This window comes from Streptomyces sp. PL-25, assembly GCF_058344915.1.
Genome location: NZ_CP136997.1, coordinates 2,503,032 through 2,521,064 on the forward strand (window position 1 = coordinate 2,503,032; position 18,033 = coordinate 2,521,064).

15 protein-coding genes are annotated in these 18,033 nt (G+C 75.2%); 7 read left to right on the forward strand and 8 right to left on the reverse strand.

The genetic code is table 11. The annotated features are described in order from the left end of the window. The first annotated feature begins 4 nt into the window (after positions 1 to 4). Genes R4Z62_RS11085 through R4Z62_RS11110 form a run of 6 tightly spaced genes read left to right on the forward strand, consistent with a single transcriptional unit; the run spans position 5 to position 6,846 of the window. Positions 5 to 1,405: an O-antigen ligase family protein gene (locus tag R4Z62_RS11085; RefSeq protein ID WP_491519706.1), complete on the forward strand. Its 1,401-nt coding sequence runs from the start codon at positions 5 to 7 to the stop codon at positions 1,403 to 1,405. Then, positions 1,402 to 3,099, forward strand: coding sequence for a murein biosynthesis integral membrane protein MurJ (gene murJ, locus R4Z62_RS11090; RefSeq protein ID WP_491519707.1), 1,698 nt, complete (start codon positions 1,402 to 1,404; stop codon positions 3,097 to 3,099). The genes R4Z62_RS11085 and murJ overlap by 4 nt, the downstream gene beginning before the upstream one ends. Continuing rightward, positions 3,083 to 3,856: a polysaccharide deacetylase family protein gene (locus tag R4Z62_RS11095; RefSeq protein ID WP_064533224.1), complete on the forward strand. Its 774-nt coding sequence runs from the start codon at positions 3,083 to 3,085 to the stop codon at positions 3,854 to 3,856. Before murJ ends, R4Z62_RS11095 begins: the two co-directional genes overlap by 17 nt. Before the next feature lies 1 nt (position 3,857). Next, positions 3,858 to 5,042 (forward strand): glycosyltransferase, encoded by a 1,185-nt coding sequence (locus tag R4Z62_RS11100; RefSeq protein ID WP_491519708.1) that lies wholly within the window; start codon positions 3,858 to 3,860, stop codon positions 5,040 to 5,042. After that, positions 5,039 to 5,692: a YveK family protein gene (locus R4Z62_RS11105; protein ID WP_355480268.1), complete on the forward strand. Its 654-nt coding sequence runs from the start codon at positions 5,039 to 5,041 to the stop codon at positions 5,690 to 5,692. The genes R4Z62_RS11100 and R4Z62_RS11105 overlap by 4 nt, the downstream gene beginning before the upstream one ends. Further along, entirely contained in the window at positions 5,689 to 6,846 is a 1,158-nt protein-coding gene (locus R4Z62_RS11110; protein WP_491519709.1) for a GNAT family N-acetyltransferase, read from the forward strand. The genes R4Z62_RS11105 and R4Z62_RS11110 overlap by 4 nt, the downstream gene beginning before the upstream one ends. Here R4Z62_RS11110 and R4Z62_RS11115 read toward each other — a convergent pair. The 4 genes from R4Z62_RS11115 to R4Z62_RS11130 form a co-directional block, all read right to left on the reverse strand. Further along, positions 6,832 to 8,412, reverse strand: coding sequence for a glycoside hydrolase family 26 protein (locus R4Z62_RS11115; RefSeq protein WP_491519710.1), 1,581 nt, complete (start codon positions 8,410 to 8,412; stop codon positions 6,832 to 6,834). The two genes, R4Z62_RS11110 and R4Z62_RS11115, sit on opposite strands and share 15 nt — an antisense overlap. 216 nt (positions 8,413 to 8,628) lie before the next feature. Next, positions 8,629 to 9,225 carry a chaplin gene (locus tag R4Z62_RS11120; protein ID WP_079158908.1) on the reverse strand — a complete coding sequence of 199 codons (597 nt, stop codon included), beginning with the start codon at positions 9,223 to 9,225 and terminating at the stop codon, positions 8,629 to 8,631. Positions 9,226 to 9,360: 135 nt separating this feature from the next. Then, on the reverse strand, positions 9,361 to 9,588 hold the full coding sequence (locus tag R4Z62_RS11125; protein WP_064533230.1) for a chaplin: 228 nt from the start codon (positions 9,586 to 9,588) through the stop codon (positions 9,361 to 9,363). A 253-nt stretch (positions 9,589 to 9,841) separates the two neighbouring features. After that, entirely contained in the window at positions 9,842 to 10,234 is a 393-nt protein-coding gene (locus R4Z62_RS11130) for a rodlin (protein ID WP_064533231.1), read from the reverse strand. 247 nt (positions 10,235 to 10,481) lie between these two features. Here R4Z62_RS11130 and R4Z62_RS11135 point away from each other — a divergent pair, with 247 nt between their 5' ends. Further along, positions 10,482 to 10,874 (forward strand): rodlin, encoded by a 393-nt coding sequence (locus R4Z62_RS11135; RefSeq protein WP_064533232.1) that lies wholly within the window; start codon positions 10,482 to 10,484, stop codon positions 10,872 to 10,874. An 83-nt stretch (positions 10,875 to 10,957) separates the two neighbouring features. On the opposite strand, the gene R4Z62_RS11140 is transcribed toward R4Z62_RS11135, so the two are convergent. The 4 genes from R4Z62_RS11140 to mmsA form a co-directional block, all read right to left on the reverse strand. Continuing rightward, positions 10,958 to 11,830, reverse strand: coding sequence for an ABC transporter permease (locus tag R4Z62_RS11140; RefSeq protein ID WP_355480275.1), 873 nt, complete (start codon positions 11,828 to 11,830; stop codon positions 10,958 to 10,960). Further along, positions 11,827 to 14,487 (reverse strand): CocE/NonD family hydrolase, encoded by a 2,661-nt coding sequence (locus R4Z62_RS11145; RefSeq protein WP_385504684.1) that lies wholly within the window; start codon positions 14,485 to 14,487, stop codon positions 11,827 to 11,829. Before R4Z62_RS11145 ends, R4Z62_RS11140 begins: the two co-directional genes overlap by 4 nt. A gap of 149 nt (positions 14,488 to 14,636) precedes the next feature. After that, positions 14,637 to 16,055, reverse strand: a complete 1,419-nt coding sequence (locus R4Z62_RS11150; protein WP_491519711.1) for an APC family permease — start codon at positions 16,053 to 16,055, stop codon at positions 14,637 to 14,639. Between the two features lie 385 nt (positions 16,056 to 16,440). Then, complete coding sequence (mmsA, locus tag R4Z62_RS11155) at positions 16,441 to 17,943, reverse strand: CoA-acylating methylmalonate-semialdehyde dehydrogenase (RefSeq protein ID WP_491519712.1); 1,503 nt, start codon at positions 17,941 to 17,943, stop codon at positions 16,441 to 16,443. Positions 17,944 to 18,033: the final 90 nt, after the last annotated feature.

Consider the following 18,033-nt stretch of genomic DNA (forward strand, 5'->3'; position numbering starts at 1 on the left):
CGACGTGTCCCAGGCCGCCCTGCCCGAGCCGGCGCACCGCGCCACCGAGGCCGCCCCGCCGCCCGCGCGGCGCGCCGGGCCGGTGGTCCGGCGGGTGCCGTACGGTCCGGTGCTGCCCGTGCTGGCGGTCCTCGCGGCGCTCGCCGTGCCGGTGGCGCCGGGCGGCGCGGGCGGCGCGGGTCCGGCCGACGTGGTCTCCGGGCTGCTGGTGCTGTGCTGCGCGCTGCGGCTGCTGCGCGCGCGGCGGCGCCCGCTGACCCCGGTGGCCGCCGTGGTGCTGGGGCTGCCGGTGGCGGGCTTCGCCCTGGCGGCGCTGACCGCGCTGACCGCGCTGGCCGTGTCTCCCGCGCCCGCCGTGTGCGCGGGGCTCGCCCGGTATCTCCAGGTGTTCGTGCTGGTCCCGGCGGCCGTGCTGCTGCTGGTCCGGGACCGCGCCGACTTCCGGGTGGCGGCCTGGGCGTTCGTGGGCCTCGCGCTGTTCCAGGGCGCCGTGGGCACGCACCAGTACCTCACCGGGACCGGCGCCTCCTACCAGGGCGCGCCGGTCCGGGCCGTCGGCACCTTCGGTGCCGGGGACGTGATGGGCATGGCCACGGCGGTCGCCCTGGGCCTGGTGTGCGCGGCCGGTCTCGCGCTCGGCCGGGACACGCGCGCGCGGGAGCGGGCGGTGGCCGCCGGATGCGCGGCGGTGCTGCTCGTGCCGCTGGCGCTCTCCTTCAGCCGGGGCGCCTGGATCGCCACGGCCGTGACCTGTGCGGCGCAACTGCTGCTGGCCGGGGTGCGGCGCGCGCTGACGGCGGGCGCGGTGCTGGCCGCGGCGGCGGTGGTCCTGGTGGGCGGCCTCGGCGTCGGGACGGCCCTGCTGGCGGAGCGGTTCGACAGCATCACCCGGGTCGCCGACGCCCCGGACCAGTCCGTACGCGACCGCTACGCGCTGTGGAGCGCCGCGGTCGGCAGCTGGCGCGAACATCCGGTGACGGGAGTCGGGTTGAAGAACTTTCCGCAGGTACGCGACGGGCACGCCCCGCTGTCCCTGTCCGCGGCGAGCGACACCGGGGGCGCGGGCGCCGCGTTCCGGCGGCAGCCGCTGCTGTCGCCGCACGACATGTATCTCCTGGTCCTCAGCGAGCAGGGCCTGGCCGGGCTGACCGCGGTCGCCGGGAGCTGGCTCGCGCTGCTGGTGTGCGCGCTGCGCGGGCTGCGGCGCGCGCGGCGGGAGCGGCCCGCGCGGGCGGGCGGCCCCGCCTGCGGGCTCATCGCCTGCGGGCTGCTGCTCTGGCAGCTCGTCGACTTCGCCTACGGCGACATCGGCGGCCCCTCCACGGTGCTGACCGCCCTGTCCTTCGGGCTGGTGGCGTGGTGGGCGACGGCCGCGGAGCCGGGTCCGGGAGGTGTCGCGCGATGACGGTGACGCCCCCTCCCCTGCCGCCGCGCTCCGGCCCTCCGGGCGGCGACGGCACGGCGACCGTGCCGCCCGCGCGCGGCGCGGCGACCGCCGTCGGCACCGTCCGCGCGCTCCCGGTCCCGGTCTCCGCATCCCGGGGCTTCCTGGCCCGCGCCACGCTGGTCACCGCCGTGCTGTCGGTGGCGGGCTCGCTGCTCGGCCTGGTCCGGGACCAGTCGCTGGCCCGGCTGTTCGGCGCCGGGTCCGACACGGACGCCTTCCTGGTCGCCTGGACCGTGCCGGAGTTCGCCGCGACCCTGCTCATCGAGGACGGGCTGGCGTTCGCGCTGGTCCCGGCGTTCAGCGCGGCGCTGGCCCGGCGGGCGCGCGGCGGCGCGGGCGACCCGGTGCGCTCCCTGGTCACCGGCACGCTGCCCCGGCTGGCCTTCGCGTGCGCCGCGGTGTGCGCGCTGGCCGTCGGCGCCGCCCCGCAGCTCGTCCAGGCGCTGGCGCCGGGCCTGCCCGACCCGCGGCTGGCCGCCGACTGCACCCGGCTGACGGCGACCTGCGTGCTCAGCTTCGGACTCGCCGGGTACTGCAGCGCCGTACTGCGGGCGCACGGCCGCTATGTGGCGCCCGCCTCGATCTACCTGGCCTACAACACCGGTGTGGTCGCCGCGATGTTCCTGCTGGGCGGCGCGTGGGGGGTGCGCTCGGCGGCGGCCGGGGTCGCGGTGGGCGGCTGTCTGATGGTGGCGGTCCAGGTGCCCGCCCTGTGGCAGCAGTTGCGCACCGGCGTACGCTCCGGCCCCCGCACGGGCGCCCCGGGCGCTGCCGCGCACCCCATGGACTTCGCGGTCATCGCCACGGTGCTGCTGTTCGCGCTGTGCCGCCAGTCGCAGGTGCTCATCGAGCGGTTCCTCGCCTCGCCGCTGCCCGCCGGGGCCATCTCGCACCTGAACTACGCGCAGAAGGTGGCCCAGATCCCGATGACGCTGTCGCTGATGCTGTGCACCGTCACCTTCCCGGTGGTGGCGCGGGCGCTCGCCGACGGCGACACCGTACGGGCCCGCGACCGCGTGGAACGCGACCTGGCGCTGGTCTCCTGCCTGGTGCTGCTGGGCGCGGCGGCGGTGATCGCCTGCGCCCCGCAGATCATCCAGCTCCTCTTCCAGCGCGGCGCGTTCACGGCGGACGACACCGCCGCGACGGCCGGTGTCATGCGCGTGTACGCGCTCGGGCTGCTCGGCCAGGCGCTGGTGGGCGCCCTGGTCCGCACGTACTTCTCCGGCGGGCGGCCCGCCTGGTACCCGGTGGCCGCGATGGCGGCGGGCATCGTGGCGACCTCCTGGACCGGCGCGGCGGCCGTCGGCCCCTGGGGCGTGACGGGCATCGCCGCGGCCAACGCCGCCGGCATCACCGTCACGGCCGCGCTGCTGCTGGCCGGCACCGGCCGGTGCGGGGTGCCGCTGCGGGTGCGGCGGGTGCTGGCGGAGACGAGCCGGCCGCTGCGCGCCGCGGTGGTCGCCACCGCGGCCGGGGCGTGCGCGGCGGCCCTGCCCGGCTCGGCGGCGGCGGGCCTGGCCGCCGGGGCGCTGACCGTCACCGCCGTCCACGTCCTGCTCGCCCGCGCACTCGGCGCCGAGGGCGTCGAACCCGTGTTCCGCTCCCTGCGCTCCGTCACCCGAAGGGTCCGGCATGGCCTCTCCCGCTGACACCGTCCCGCTCACCGGCATCGCCGAGCCCACCGGGCGCCTCCCCGGGCCCTTCCCCTGGGTGGCGATGTACCACTCGGTGGGCGACCGCTCGCCCGACCCGTACCGCGTCACCGTGACGCCCGAGCGGCTCGCCGCGCAGCTGCGCTGGCTGCGGCGGCGCGGGCTGCGCGGGGTGTCCGTACGGGAGCTGCTGGCCGCCCGCGCGGCGGGCGGCGGGCAGGGCCTGGTCGGGCTCACCTTCGACGACGGCTACGCCGACTTCGTCACCGCCGCGCTGCCGCTGCTGCACCGGCACGCCTGCGGCGCCACGCTGTTCGTGCTGCCCGGCCGGCTCGGCGGGCACAACGCCTGGGACCCGCGCGGCCCGCGCAAGCCGCTGCTGAGCGCCGACGGCATCCGGCACGCGGCGGCCGAGGGCGTGGAGATCGGCTCGCACGGGCTCACCCACACCGACCTCACCCGCGCCGACGACGATGTCCTCGCCGCCGAGGCCGGCACCAGCCGGGCGCTCCTGGAAGAGCTGACCGGCGCGCCCGTGGACGGCTTCTGCTACCCCTACGGCGCGGTGGACGCCCGGGTGCTGGCCGCCGTGCGCGAGGCCGGGTACCGGTACGCCTGCGCCGTCGCGCCCGGCCCGCTGACCGGCCCGTACGCGCTGCCCCGGCTGCACATCGGGCAGCGGGACACGGCCTGGCGGCTGCACCTCAAGCACCGGCTGCACCCGCTGCGCCGCCGCCCCGTGAAGGGCGTGTGAGATGCGCGAGCTGCGGGTCCTGCACATCATCACCGGCCTCGGCGTGGGCGGCGCGGAGCAGCAGTTGCGGCTGCTGCTGCGCCATCTGCCCGTCTCCTGCGACGTGGTGACGCTCACCCGGCCCGGCGCGGTCGCCGCCGGGCTCAGCGCCGACGGCGTCCGCGTCGTCCACCTCGGCATGGGCGGCAACCGCGACCTGTCCGCGCTGCCGCGCCTGGTCCGGGTGATCCGCGCGGGCCGCTACGACCTCGTGCACACCCACCTGTACCGGGCCTGCCTGTACGGCAGGATCGCCGCCCGGCTGGCCGGTGTCCGCGCGGTCGTCGCCACCGAGCACTCCCTCGGCGAAGGGCAGCTGGAGGGGCGCCCGCTGACGGCGGGGGTGCGCGCGCTGTACCTGGCCGGGGAACGGCTCGGCTCCACCACGGTGGCCGTCTCCGCCACGGTGGCCGACCGGCTCCAGCGCTGGGGCGTGCCCGCGCCGCGCATCGAGGTCGTCCCCAACGGCATCGACCTGGACCGCTTCCGCTTCGACGCGGCCCGGCGCGCCGCCACCCGCCGCCGTCTGGGCCTGCCCGAGGACGCGTACGTGATCGGCGGCATCGGACGGCTGGCCGCGGGCAAGCGCTTCGACGTCGTGGTCCGCGCCCTGGCCCGGCTGCCCCGTGACCACTGGCTGCTGCTGGTGGGCGGCGGCCCCGAGGAGAGCGTGCTGCGCCGCACCGCCCATGAGGCGGGGGTCGCCGACCGGGTGCTGTTCGCCGGGGAGCGGCCCTGCGCGCCGGACGGCTCGGCGGGCCCCGATCTGCCCGCGCTGGCCGCCGCGATGGACGTGCTCGCCTCGCCGTCCCCGCAGGAGGCGTTCGGTCTCGCGGTCGTGGAGGCGCTGGCCGCCGGGCTGCCCGTGCTGTACGCCTCCTGCCCGGCCGTGGAGGACCTGCCCGCGCACGCCGCCGCGGGCGCCCGGCGCGTCCGGGGCGGCCCCGAGGCGTACGCCCGCGCGATCACCGAGGTACGCGCCCGGGGCCCGCTCCCCCGTACGCCCCCGGACGCGGCCCGCCACTACAGCATCGCCCGCACCGCCGCCCGACTCCTGGACGTGTACACGGCCACCCTGTCCGCCACCGCGCCCCGGCCCCCGGGCCGCCCCGCCCCGATCCCACCCCAGGAAGCGACCACCCCATGACCGAGCAACCGCCCCGGCCCCGCCGCCTGTCCCTCGCCCGTGTCCGGCGTCTGCCGCCCTGGTCCCTGGTCGCGGCCGGCACCGTGGCCGGCGGGCTGCTCGGCGGCGCCTACGGCGTCCTCGCGCCGCCCGTCTACTCGGCCACCAGCTATGTCGTGGCCGTCCCCGACCAGAAGTCCGACCCGGCCGCCGCGCTCGGTTTCGCGCAGGCGTACGGGCGGGTCGCCACCCAGGTCGCGGTGCTCGGGGACGCCCAGCGGCAGGCGGGCGTGCCGGTGCGGACCCTGCGGCGCGACGTGCGCGCGGAGACCTCGCCCGACGCGCCGATGATCGCCGTGACCGCCACCGCGGGCCGTCCGGGACCGGCCACCGCCATGGCCGACGCCGTCTCCGACGCGCTCGCCCGGCACGCCGCGGACACCACGGGCAGCACGCACATCTCGCTCGTCCGCTTCGCGCGCGCCGTACGCCCCACCGACCCGTCCTCGGCGTCCCCGGCGGTGACCGGCCTGGTCGGGGCGAGCGCGGGCGGTCTGCTCGGCGGCCTGGCCCTGCTGGTACGGCCCCGGCGGACCACGCCCGGCGACCCCGCGCACCCCCCGGCGGTGCCCGGACCGGCCCCCGCCGCCGACGTCCACGGCCGGCTGTGACCACCGCCCGCCTCGCGCCCCCGCCGCGCGCGGCACACCCCGGCCTCACGACGGAACTCGTCACCGACGCGCGCGCCTTCGCCGCCCTCGCCCCGCAGTGGACCCGCCTGGCCGGACACTGCGCCGCCGCCACCCCCTTCCAGAGCCACACCTGGCTGCACTCCTGGTGGCAGTCGTACGGCGCCCCGGGGCGGCTGCGGCTCCACCTGGTCCGCGAGGGCGCCGAACTGGTCGCCGCCGCGCCCCTCATGCTGCGCCGCGCGCCGGTGCCCGCGCTGGTCCCGCTCGGCGGCGCGATCTCCGACTACGCCGACGTCCTGATCGACGACCGGCGCCCCGGCCCGGCGGCCGACGCGCTCACCGGGGCGCTGGCCGGGGCCGCCCGCACCGCGCTGATCGACCTCCCCGAGGTCCGGCCCGGCAGCGCCGTCGAACAGGTCTACGACCGCTGGGACGGCCCCCGGCACCGCGCGCCGGGCTCGCTCTGCCTGGAGCTGCCCGCCCTGCCCCTGGACGGGCTGGTCGCCCGGCTGCCGTCCGCCAGGGCCCAGCGGGTCCGCGCCCAACTGCGCAGGCTGCGCGCGCTCGGTGTGGAACGGCGTGTCGTACGCCCCGAGGAGGCCGGCGCGGCCGTACGGCGGCTGCTCGCGCTGCACCGGCTCCAGTGGCAGGGCCGCGGGGTCACCCCGGAGCATCTGCGGACGCGCTTCCACGAGCACCTGGCGCGGGCGGCGGGCCCGATGGCGCGCGCCGGGGAGGCGGTGGTGACCGAGTTCCGGCTCGACGGCGAGGTGGTGGCCGTGGACCTCACCCTGCGCTCCGGCAGTCTGCTGGGCGGCTATCTGTACGGCGCCCATCCGCTGCTGCGCGAACGCAAGGCCGATGTCGCGGTGATGCTGCTGGAGGCGTGCGCCGCGCACAGCGGCGACGGCGCCCCGGACACGCTGAGCCTGCTGCGCGGCGACGAACCCTACAAGCACCGCTGGCGCCCCCGCCCGGTCGCCAACGAGCGGCTGCTGCTGGCCCGGCGGCGCACGGCGCCCCTGCTGTCCGCCGCGCTCTGCGCGGCGGCCGGCCGCGCCCGCGCCAGGGACCTGCGGGAACTGTTCCGGCGCGGGAGGAGCCGCGTGCGCGGTGGCCTAGCGGACACGTGACCGGCCGTCGGCCACGGGCGCCGCGAGCGGTACGGGGGCCGGTTCCGAGGGCGGCGCCGGGGCCGAAGACGGTGTCGGGGCCGAAGGCGGTGCCTCGGGCAGGGCCTGAGGTGGCGTCAGGGCCGACGGCTGAGGCGGGGTCGGGGCGGGCGCCGGTCGCAGGGTCGGGGTCGGGGCGGCCTGGGGCAGGAGCGGGATGGCCGGGGGTGTGGGCGTCGGGGCGATGAGGTCCGTACGGCCGAAGAGGACCGCGCGGTAGACGCGCGAGGAGGCCGGGTTGGCCGCGCACTGCCAGACACCGTGCGGGCAGTAGTCGGTCAGGGTGTTGTAGAGCGGCCGGTGCGCGTCGAACCAGGCGAGCATGGACCGCATGTACGCGGCGTTGTCGCCGTTGCGGAACAGCCCCCACTCCGGGTAGGAGACGGGCTTGCGGTGCGCCTTGGCGAAGTCCACGTGCGCCTGGAGCCCGTACGGCTCGCGCACCTGCTGGTCGAAGGTCAGGCCGGTCGGCTGGTCGTAGGAGTCCATGCCGACGATGTCGACGACGTCGTCGCCCGGGTAGCACTCGGTCCAGGGCACCGCGTCCCGGCCGCGGTTCGGCGCGAAGTCGAAGCGGAACCGCTGGCCCGGCACGGAGCGCATCGCGGTGACGATGTGCCGCCAATAGGTCTTCCACGCCTCCGGGTCGGGGCCGCAGCGGTGGGTGTAGGTGGTGCCGTTCATCTCCCAGCCGAGCACGAGCACCGTGTCCGGCGCCCGCAGCGCGACCAGCCGCTGGGCGAGGGCGCGGAAGTGCGCGTCGAACAGCCCGGCGGCGCCCTGCCGCAGCAGGTAACGCACCTGGCCGTCGGAGAGGTGGTCCTCGTTGCGCTCCAGCAGCGGGACGTTGAGGACGAGCAGCCGGTCGGGCCGCTGCTGCCGCCACTGCGCCCAGACGTCGAGGAAGCCGGGGGCGCCCTCGATGTCGCGCCAGCGGTCGCCGGGCAGATAGGTGTGGCCGACGCGCAGTTCGGCGCCGCCCAGCCAGCTGCTGAGCTGTGCCATCCGGGCCACGCCCCGCGCGTCCGACTCCAGGAAGGCCCCGAAGGCGGGCCGCCGCATACCGGGCACCTGCGCCGGGAGCGGCACCGGGACCGGGGAGGCGGTGGGAGGAGCGGGCGGAGCGGGAGGAGAAGGCGTGGCGGCGGACGCGGGCGGGCTCTCGGCCGCACCGGACGGACCCGGTGGCGCTACGGATGAACCGGGCGTCTCCCCGGGCGGTACGGCCGGACTCGGCTCCGTGGCGGGCGGGTCGGGCACGTCGGCGGGCGGATCCGGTGGGACCAGGGGCGTGCCGGGCGGGAGCAGCACCGGCGAGGAAGGGTCCGCCACCGGTGAGGCGGTGTCCGCCACCGGTGAGCCGGGCGGCGCCGGGGACGGACTCGTCTGCGGCGCGGGCGGATTCGGCGGCGCTGCCGGGCCCGGGTCCGCCGCCCCTGTCGCGGCCCCGCAGGCCAGGGCGGCCGATACGACGGCCGCCGCCGTGACGGCGGCCAGCCTCCGGTTCCCGCGTCGCCGTGCAGCCATGCCCGCTCCTTCCCTCACGCCGCCACAAAGGGCCCTGACGGGTCGTCAGCGTGTCCTATGAAGTCAGGCACGGGAGGAGCGGCGGCGCCACCGCCGGTACGGCCTTCGGGTGCGCCGCGCCGCCGGCCGGGTGACATCGCCCGGAAACGGCCGCCGCCGCGACCGGCCGCCGGGGCGGCTCGGTCGCGGCGGCCTTGCGTCGGCCCCGCGGGCGGACTACCGGTGGGAACCGGCGGACCGGCCGCGGCGGTAGAGGACGGTGCCGCCGGCGATCAGCACCGCGCTGACGGCCGAGGCACCGATGAGCGCGCCGGTGTTGCCGCTGCCGGTCTCCGCCATCTGCGGCGGGGTGTGCTCGACGGGCGGCGGGGTGGTGTGGTGCGTGGCCGGCGGAGTGCTCGGCGGGGTGGCGGGCGGAGTGGCGGGCGGGGTGCTCGGCGGCGGGGTCGAGCACGGGCCCGGAGAGGGCTCCTCGCCGTACGCGCCGGAGGAGGGCTGCTCCCCGTAGGCGCCCTGGTCGTCGCAGTCGGGGGTGTGCGACGGCGGCGGGGTGGGCTTCTCGGTGTGGTCCGAGACGTTGGCGCACTTGTTGCCGAACGCGGGGTTGAGCGCGGCCGCCGCGTCGACGGTGTTGCCGCAGGCGTTCACCGGTACCTCGACCGGCGCCTGGATGGTGTTGCCGGACAGCACGCCGGGCGAACCCGCGCTGACTCCGTCCGCCGTCGAGTCGGCGAAAGCGGCGCTGCCGTACAGGGACAGCACGCTCGTCGCGGCTGCCGCCGCGAACACTCCCCTGCTCAGGGTCTGTCGCAATCTAGTGGTCTTCCTGCTCGAAGCCGCCGGGGCGGCTTGAGGAACGTTCAGATGAGGGAGGGCCGGCCCTGGGTCGCGAGTTCGACGTCCAAGGCCGGCCCTGACACGGCCGGGAAGGCCGGTGTGCCCGCGCGATCAGCCGTTGACGCAGGTGTTGCCGAACGTGGGGTTCAGCAGCGCGATGATGTCGATGGTGTTGCCGCACACGTTGATCGGGACGTGCACGGGGACCTGGATGGTGTTGCCGGAGATGACACCCGGCGAACCGACGGCGGCGCCCTCCGCGCCCGCGTCGGCGAAGGCGGGGGCGGCCATGCCCAGAGCCAGGATGGCGCCGGTCACGACAGCGACGCTCTTCTTCATGGAAGTTCCCTTCTCGGGGCGATGCGCCCCAATGACGGCGAGAAACCCAGTGAGCACGACCTCGAAAGTCGCGGCACTGAACGAGGAATAGACGTATTGGAAAACTGCGGAACGTAGATCGCCCGACAATTCACTCGATTGCCCCGCGCACCGTACGCCTCGCCCTCGGCTGCTCGGGCGAAAGAGTCCTGCGGAAAAGCCCAGGGCGACCGCCGGCGCAGCAGCGGACGGCCCTGGGCCGGCCGGAGTCGGCTCAGCTCTCGCCGTTGGCCGAGAGGACCGACAGGTCCTCCAGGATGTGCGACAGCGCGCCGTCCCGCTTGGCCTGGGTGGAGTTGTCCGAGCACTGCTGGTTCTGCCGGTCCGACAGGATCGGCACGTCCTGGACGTTGACCAGCTGGAGCACGCCGACGTTGGTCTCGTTCAGACCCAGGCACGGCTTGTTGAGCGTGCCCTCGATCAGCGAGAGCTGGGGGCTCATGTCGCCCCTCGTCGCCGAGTTGCCGAACGACGACGTGGCGCCGACGCCGTTGGCGACGGACGGGCCGTTGTCGTTCCCGATGGCAAGCGCCGCGGGAGCAGCCGCCACCGATCCACCGACGACAGTTGCGGCGGCCGCAGCGGCGACCATTGCCTTCTTGAGCACTGCGCGTTCCTTTCCTCGTAGCGACGCAGGTCCTACTGCCTCCTCAACACGAGGGGAGATGTTTGGTTGCGGGGGTTCACCCGGTTGGCCCGCATGGCGTTCCCGAACGCCTGAAAATCACGGAGTCCGGAAAACACACAAACACTTCGCCGCATCCGCCGTGGGAGTGAACGGGAGAAACCCGTGCGCCTGAGGGGAGTTGACCAGAACGCTCCGGAGACGGGGTTTCCTCAGAAAGGACCGGCCAGTGATCAAGAAGTTTGTCGCCACCGCCGCCATCGCCGCCTCCGCGATGGGTGCCACCGCCGCCGCGGCCCCGCAGGCCCTCGCGATCGGCAACGACAGCGGCCCCACCGCCACGAACGGCAACGGCGCGTGGCAGAGCTACGGCAACGCGACGACGTACGGGAACATGAGCCCGCAGATGGCGCTCATCCAGGGGTCGTTCAACCGGCCGTGCATCGCGGTGGGCGAGCTGCCGGTCGGCGTGCTCCAGGCCGTGAACGTCCAGGACATCCCGATCCTGTCGGACCGGCAGAACCAGCAGTGCGCGGAGAACTCCACGCAGGCCAAGCGCGACGGCGCGCTGGCGCACCTGCTGGAGGACGTCTCGATCCTGTCGGCGAACAGCGAGCGCTGAGCGTCCCGGGCCGCCACGAGGAGCGGGCCGCCGAGTGTGCTCGGCGGCCCGCTCCCGTGTGTCCGGACGGCGGGGCTGCCCGCCTACGACACCACGTCCTTGCGGGCGAAGCCGCGGAAGGCGAGGGCGAAGAGCACCAGCGCGTAGGCGACGGAGACCGCCGTGCCCTGGACCATCCCGGCCCACTCGGGGTGTGGCTGCACGGCGTCGGCCCAGGCGAACTGCCAGTGCGCGGGCAGGAAGTCGCGCCAGTGGCCCAGCGCCGTGACGGCGTCCAGGACGTTGCCCACGATGGTCAGCCCGACCGCGCCGCCGACCGCGCCCAGCGGCGCGTCGGTCCGCGTGGACAGCCAGAACGCGAGCCCGGCGGTGACCAGCTGGGAGACGAAGACGTACGCCACGACCACCACGAGGCGCTGGGCGGCGGTGCCCGCGCCGAGCGCGCCGCCAGTGGGGATCTGGAGCGGGCCCCAGCCGTAGGCGGCGGTGCCGACGGCGAGCGCGACCACGGGCAGCAGCACCATGGCGGCCAGGCTCAGGCCGAGCCCGACGACGAGCTTGGACCACAGCAGCCGGGCCCTGGGCACGGGCGCGGCCAGCAGATAGCGCAGCGAGGACCAGCTCGCCTCCGAGGCGACGGTGTCCCCGCAGAACAGCGCCACCGGGATCACCAGCAGGAAGCCGGCCGAGACGAACAGGTTGACCGCGGCGAAGTTGGCGCCCGACGCGGTGGCCGTGTCCATCAGGGTCACCTGGTTGTTGCGGCCGCCCGGGTCGCCGCCGATCGCGAAGGCCACGGCGAGCACGAACGGCAGGGCGGCCAGGATGCCGCCCATGATCAGGGTGCGGCGCCGCTTCAGCTGCCGGGCCAGCTCCACGCGCAGCGGCAGGGTGCGTCCGGCGCGGTAGCCGGAGGCGGTCGCCCCGGCCGCCGCTCCCTCGGTGAGCGTGCTCATGCGGAACCTCCGATCAGGGTGAGGAAGGCGTCCTCCAGGCGGCGGTGCGGGCCCACGGAGGCGACGGGCACGTCCAGCCGCACCAGCTCCACGACCAGGCGCTCGGCCGTGCCGCCGGGTTCGAGGCGGACCAGCAGGCCGTCGTCGGTGCGGACCGCCGAGGCCACGCCCGCCAGCGCGGCGACCTTCTCGGCCACGGGCTCGTCCACCGGGGTCGCGGTGCCGATCAGCAGGGTGTCGCCGGAGCCGATGATGTCGCGGACCGGACCCGCCTGGACCAGCCGTCCCCGGTCCATGACGACCAGGTGCGTGCAGGACTGCTCGACCTCGGCGAGCAGATGGCTGGAGACGATGACGGTGCGCCCGCCGGCCGCGTACCGGATCATCACCTCGCGCATCTCGCGGATCTGCGGCGGGTCGAGTCCGTTGGTCGGCTCGTCCAGGATCAGCAGGTCGGGCAGGCCCAGCATGGCCTGGGCGATGGCCAGGCGCTGGCGCATGCCCTGCGAGTAGGTGCGCACCGCGCGGGCCAGGGCGTCGCCGAGGCCGGCGATCTCCAGGGCCTCGTCCAGGTGGGCGTCCTCCGCCGGGCGGCCGGTGGCCCGCCAGTACAGCTCCAGGTTCTCCCGGCCGGACAGGTGCGGCAGGAAGCCCGCGCCCTCGACGAAGGCGCCGACTCTGGACAGGACGGGCGCGCCGGGCCGGATCGCGTGGCCGAAGACGCGGATCTCGCCCTCGTCCGGCCGGATCAGGCCCATCAGCATGCGCAGGGTGGTCGTCTTGCCCGCGCCGTTGGGTCCGAGCAGGCCGAGCACCTGGCCGCGCTCCACGCGGAAGGACAGCTCGCGCACGGCGTACCGGTCGGCGGACTTCGCGTAGCGCTTGCTGAGGCCGGTGATCTGGAGCGGGACGCCGGCGAGGGCCGGGTCGGGCGCGGGGGCCGCGGTGCGGCGGCGGGCGGTGAGCAGCAGGGCGAGGGCGAGTGCGGCGCCCGCGGCGGGCAGCCACCACACCCAGGAGGGCAGCGGGGCCGCCGCCGTGGTCACACCGGGCGCGGTGGGCACCGTCAGCGGGCCGCGCAGGGCCGCGGTGTACGTGGCGGGGGCGGCCGGGGAGGCGTAGCCGAGGTCGGTGGAGGCGAGGACCAGGCGGAGCCGGTGGCCCTTCTGCACCTCGTGGTCGATGGCCGGGAGGGTGAGCCGGACGTCCTTGCCGGCCTTGGCGCCCTCGACGCGGACCGGGGTGACCAGTTGGGCGGGCAGCACCGGGCGGGCCGAGCCGGGGCCGACGTCGTACACCTTGGCGAACAGGACCGCGTCGTCGCTGGTGGAGGTGATGTGGACGGTGGCGGTCGGGGAGCCGGTGATGCGCAGGTCGTGGTCGACGGGGGCCGACTGGAAGCTCGCGTTCTGGCCGGGGAAGTCAAGGGAGACGCCGAGGCCGAGCGCGGAGAGCTGGGTCAGTGAGCCGCCGGCCGCCCCGGCGAGGCCGGGCAGGGCGGAGACGGCGGGCGGGCTGCCGCCGGCCGGGTTCTGGAAGCGCTGGGTGCCTCCGGCCAGGGCGACGGTGTGCTCGCCGCTGCTCAGGCCGGGGTAGGCGGCCGCGCTCGCGCCGCGCAGCAGGGCGGCGCCGTCGGTGGAGTCGACGCCGCCGGTGCGGGTGACGCGGAAGGCGGGGCCGGTGGCCGCGTCCTCGTCGCCCTTGAGATAGCGGTCGAACCAGCTTTCGACGCGGTTCTGGACGCGGGCGCTCTCCAGGTCGCCGCCGTCGTGGCCGCCCGCGATCCAGTCGACGTCGACGGGCGCGCCGCCCGCCCTGATGGCCCGCTGGGCGGCGTCGGCCTGGCCGAGCGGGAAGAGCGAGTCGGTCTGGCCCTGCACCAGCAGGGTGGGCACCTTGATCCGGGCGGCGACGGCGGCCGGGGAGCGCTCCTGGAGCAGCCGGGTCGCCTCGGCGTCGGGCCGGCCGGACTCGGCGACCCGCTGGTACATCGCGCACAGCTCGGGCTGGAAGCGGGCGCAGCCGCCGCCGGAGTCGAAGAAGATCCCGGCCCAGAGCTTCTTGAAGACGCCGTTCGGGAAGAGGGCGTCCGCCAGGTTCCAGTAGGTGATCGCCGGGGCGATGGCGTCCACCCGGTGGTCGTACCCGGCGGCGAGCAGGGAGATGGCGCCGCCGTAGGAGGCACCGGCCAGGCCGACGCGCGGGTCGCCGGGTCCGTCGAGGCGGACCTGCGGCTGCCGGGCCAGCCAGTCGATGAGCCGGCTGACGTCGGCGACCTCGCCCTTGGGGTCGTTCAGCCCGATCCTGCCGGTGGACCGGCCGAAGCCGCGGGCCGACCAGGTCAGCACCGCGTACCCGTCGGCGGCGAGGTCCTCGGCCTGCTGCCGTACGTCGTCCTTGGTGCCGCCGAAGCCGTGTCCGAGGAGGACGGCGGGGTGGCGGCCGGAGCCGGCCGGGGTGAACCAGGACGTGTCGATGCGCACGCCGGTGCCCAGGTCCATGATCCGGTCGCTCCGGTGGGCGGCGGGGCGGGCGTCGGCGGTGGCGGTCGCGGTCCAGGTGCCGGCCCCGGCGAGCACCGCGACGGCGGCCCCGGCGGCCAGCCACCGCCGGGGCCCGCGCAGCAGTGCCCGCGGTCCGGGCAGTCGCAGATCCATGCCACCACCGTACGGTCCGCCACCGACAGCGGATGCCACCGCCGGACCGAACCTCCGCCCCTCCCCCGGGAGTACGGTGCGGCGCCCGCGTACCACGACTGCGGTACGCGGGCGCCGGGCCGTGGCGTCCGGGGCGGGGGCCGCCGGGGTCAGGGCTGTGCGTCCTCCGGGATGGACACCAGCCAGCGGGTGTCGCGGCGCGGGCGGAGGTAGAAGGCCCAGTAGAGGGTGGCGACGGCCATGATGCCGCCGGTCCACAGCAGGTAGGTGACCTCCTGCATGCTGAGGATGTAGGCGAGGACCGCGATCAGCAGGACGGGGACGGCGGGCCACAGCGGCATGCGCCAGGCGGGCGTGTGCCGGTGGGCGCCGCGGCGGGCCAGCAGGGCGGCGACCGCGACGAGCAGGTACATGGCGGTCACGGAGACACCGGTGACGCCGTAGAGGGTGTCCAGGTTGACGAAGCAGAGGACCGCGCCGGGGATGCCGACCGCGAGCGTGGCGACCCAGGGGGAGCCGAAGCGGCCGAGCTTGGCGAAGACGGTGTTGACCGGTCCGGGCCACGCCTTGTCGCGGGCGGAGGCGAACAGCACGCGGGAGTTCTGGATGACCATGACGATGCCCGCGTTGATGATGGCGAGGGCCACGCAGAGGCTGACGAAGGTGCCGACGGCGGAGTTGGACCAGGCGGTCACCATCGAGCTGAGGTCGCCGCCGGTGAGCTCCTTGATGTCGGAGGCGCCCATGGTGATGGCGACGACCGGCACCAGGATGATCACGGTGGAGATGGCGAGGGTGGCGAGGACGGTGCGGGCGACGTTGCGGCGCGGGTGCTCCAGTTCCTCGGAGAGGTAGACGGCGGTGGAGAAGCCCTGGGTGATGAACAGGGCGATGGCGAGTCCGGAGACCACCAGCATGGCCGTCACGGTGTCCGTGTGGCCGTCGCCGCCGGCGACCCGCATGGAGACCAGGCTGCCCGCGCCGCGGTGGCTGTGGGCGAAGCCGAGGACGGCGACCACACCGGCGGCGATGACCTCCAGGACCAGGAAGATGCCGGTGATCCAGGCGTTGGCGCGCAGGTCGAGCAGTCCGGCGAGGGTGGCGAGCAGCATCACACCGGCGCCGGTCATCGCCGGGTCGAGGTGCACGATCGGCGCCAGGTAGTCCGCGGTGCCCATGGCGATCACGGGCGGCACGATCATGACGACCAGCAGCGACAGCACGAAGACCAGCCAGCCCGCGAGCCGTCCGGCCATCGTGGAGACCATCGCGTACTCGCCGCCCGCGCTGGGGATGAGGGTGCCCAGCTCGGAGTAGCAGAACGCGACGGCGACGCAGAGCAGCGAGCCGATGGCGATGGTGAGGGCGGTGGCGGTGCCGAGCGAGCCGAACAGGTCGGGCACGACCACGAAGAGGGTGGAGGCGGGGGTGACGCACGAGAGGGTCAGCAGGGTGCCGCCGACGACGCCGATGGAGCGCTTGAGCTGCTGGGGGCTGCCCGTCGTTCCGTCGGGGCTGCCGGTCGCCGGTGCGACGGCGTCGTCGACAGGGCGGAGCGTGTCGGTCATGCGGCGGTTCCGATCGACTCGTGCGTCAGTGATGGGGGCTCGGGAGCGCTATCGCCTCCGGCGGCTTCGGTCGTACGTTCTCGTCATGTCGTCCGCTCCCGGCGCGAGCATGGAATCCCGACGAAAACCGTCCCGTCAATGGCTGTTCACCTTCGGAATCCGCACCTGGGACAGGGCCGTTCACGTATCAGTTTCACAGGCAACATTGCCGCGACACCATATTCATCAAGCCTGAGCGAATGGTGACCTTGCTTTCGAAGGAGTCATCACGGGTGAACCTGTGCCACCCGTTTCCTCCCCCGGAAACGGGAATCGCAGAGCCGGGCGCAAAAAAAGTCGCGGCCGTCCGGTATCCGGACGGCCGCGAAGGGGGTTCGCGTCACGCTCAGTGGTTGCGCGGGAACCCGAGGTCGACACCGGCCGGGGCCTCGGACGGGTCGGGCCAGCGGGTGGTGACGACCTTGCCGCGGGTGTAGAAGTGCGTGCCGTCGTTGCCGTAGATGTGGTGGTCGCCGAAGAGCGAGTCCTTCCAGCCGCCGAAGGAGTGGTAGCCCACCGGCACCGGGATCGGCACGTTCACGCCGACCATGCCGGCCTCGATCTCCAGCTGGAAGCGGCGGGCGGCGCCGCCGTCCCGGGTGAAGATCGCGGTGCCGTTGCCGAACGGCGAGGCGTTGATCAGGGCCACGCCGTCCTCGTAGGTGTCCACGCGCAGCACGCACAGCACCGGGCCGAAGATCTCGTCCTGGTACGCCTTCGCGGTCGTCGGCACCCGGTCGAGCAGCGACAGGCCGATCCAGTGGCCGTCCTCGTAGCCCTCCACGGTGTAGCCGGTGCCGTCCAGGACGACCTCGCAGCCCTCCTCGGCGGCGACCTTCACATAGGAGGCGACCTTGTCGCGGTGGGCGGCGGTGATCAGCGGGCCCATCTCGGAGTCCGGGTCGGTGCCGGGACCGATCCTGATCTTCTCGGCGCGCTCGCGGATCTTCTCCACCAGCTCGTCGGCGACCGACCCGACCGCGACGACGGCGGAGATGGCCATGCAGCGCTCACCGGCCGAGCCGTACGCCGCCGAGACCGCCGCGTCCGCCGCCGCGTCCAGGTCGGCGTCGGGCAGCACCAGCATGTGGTTCTTGGCACCGCCGAGGGCCTGGACGCGCTTGCCGTGCGCCGAGGCCGTGGTGTGGATGTAGCGGGCGATCGGGGTGGAGCCGACGAAGGAGACCGCCTTGACGTCCGGGTGCTCCAGGAGGCGGTCGACGGCCACCTTGTCGCCCTGGACGACGTTGAACACGCCGTCGGGCAGCCCGGCCTCGGCCAGCAGCTCGGCGATCCGCAGCGCCGCCGAGGGGTCCTTCTCGCTGGGCTTGAGCACGAAGGTGTTGCCGCAGGCGATGGCGATCGGGAACATCCACAGCGGGACCATCGCCGGGAAGTTGAACGGCGTGATGCCCGCGACCACGCCCAGCGGCTGCCGGATCGAGGACACGTCCACGCGCGTGGCGACCTGCGTCGACAGCTCGCCCTTCAGCTGCACGTTGATGCCGCAGGCCAGGTCGACGATCTCCAGGCCGCGCGCGACCTCGCCGAGCGCGTCGGAGTGCACCTTGCCGTGCTCGGCGGTGATCAGCGCGGCGATCTCGTCGCGGTGCGCGTCCAGCAGCGCCCGGAAGCGGAACATGACCGAGGTGCGCTGCGCCAGCGAGGACTGCCCCCAGGAGCGGTAGGCGTCCCGGGCGGCGGCCACGGCCGCGTCCACCTCGGCCACGGAGGCGAACGCCACCCGGGTGGTGACCGCGCCGGTCGCCGGGTCCGTGACCGGACCGTACGACCCGGAGGCGCCTTCTACGGCCTTCCCGCCGATCCAGTGGTTGACGGTCTTGGTCATGCCGGGTCACTCCTTCGCAGATGGCGGCGTCGGGTCGAGACGTGCCGTTCGTGGGGCTCGCGTGCCGGGGCCCGCCGAGGCCGGGGGCGG

Coding starts and splice junctions, on each gene's coding strand:
- murJ (WP_491519707.1), top strand. CDS start 1,402: ATGACGGTGACGCCCCCTCCCCTGCCGCCGCGCTCCGGCCCTCCGGGC.
- R4Z62_RS11095 (WP_064533224.1), top strand. CDS start 3,083: ATGGCCTCTCCCGCTGACACCGTCCCGCTCACCGGCATCGCCGAGCCC.
- R4Z62_RS11100 (WP_491519708.1), top strand. CDS start 3,858: ATGCGCGAGCTGCGGGTCCTGCACATCATCACCGGCCTCGGCGTGGGC.
- R4Z62_RS11105 (WP_355480268.1), top strand. CDS start 5,039: ATGACCGAGCAACCGCCCCGGCCCCGCCGCCTGTCCCTCGCCCGTGTC.
- R4Z62_RS11115 (WP_491519710.1), bottom strand. CDS start 8,412: ATGGCTGCACGGCGACGCGGGAACCGGAGGCTGGCCGCCGTCACGGCG.
- R4Z62_RS11125 (WP_064533230.1), bottom strand. CDS start 9,588: ATGAAGAAGAGCGTCGCTGTCGTGACCGGCGCCATCCTGGCTCTGGGC.
- R4Z62_RS11140 (WP_355480275.1), bottom strand. CDS start 11,830: ATGAGCACGCTCACCGAGGGAGCGGCGGCCGGGGCGACCGCCTCCGGC.
- R4Z62_RS11145 (WP_385504684.1), bottom strand. CDS start 14,487: ATGGATCTGCGACTGCCCGGACCGCGGGCACTGCTGCGCGGGCCCCGG.
- R4Z62_RS11150 (WP_491519711.1), bottom strand. CDS start 16,055: ATGACCGACACGCTCCGCCCTGTCGACGACGCCGTCGCACCGGCGACC.
- mmsA (WP_491519712.1), bottom strand. CDS start 17,943: ATGACCAAGACCGTCAACCACTGGATCGGCGGGAAGGCCGTAGAAGGC.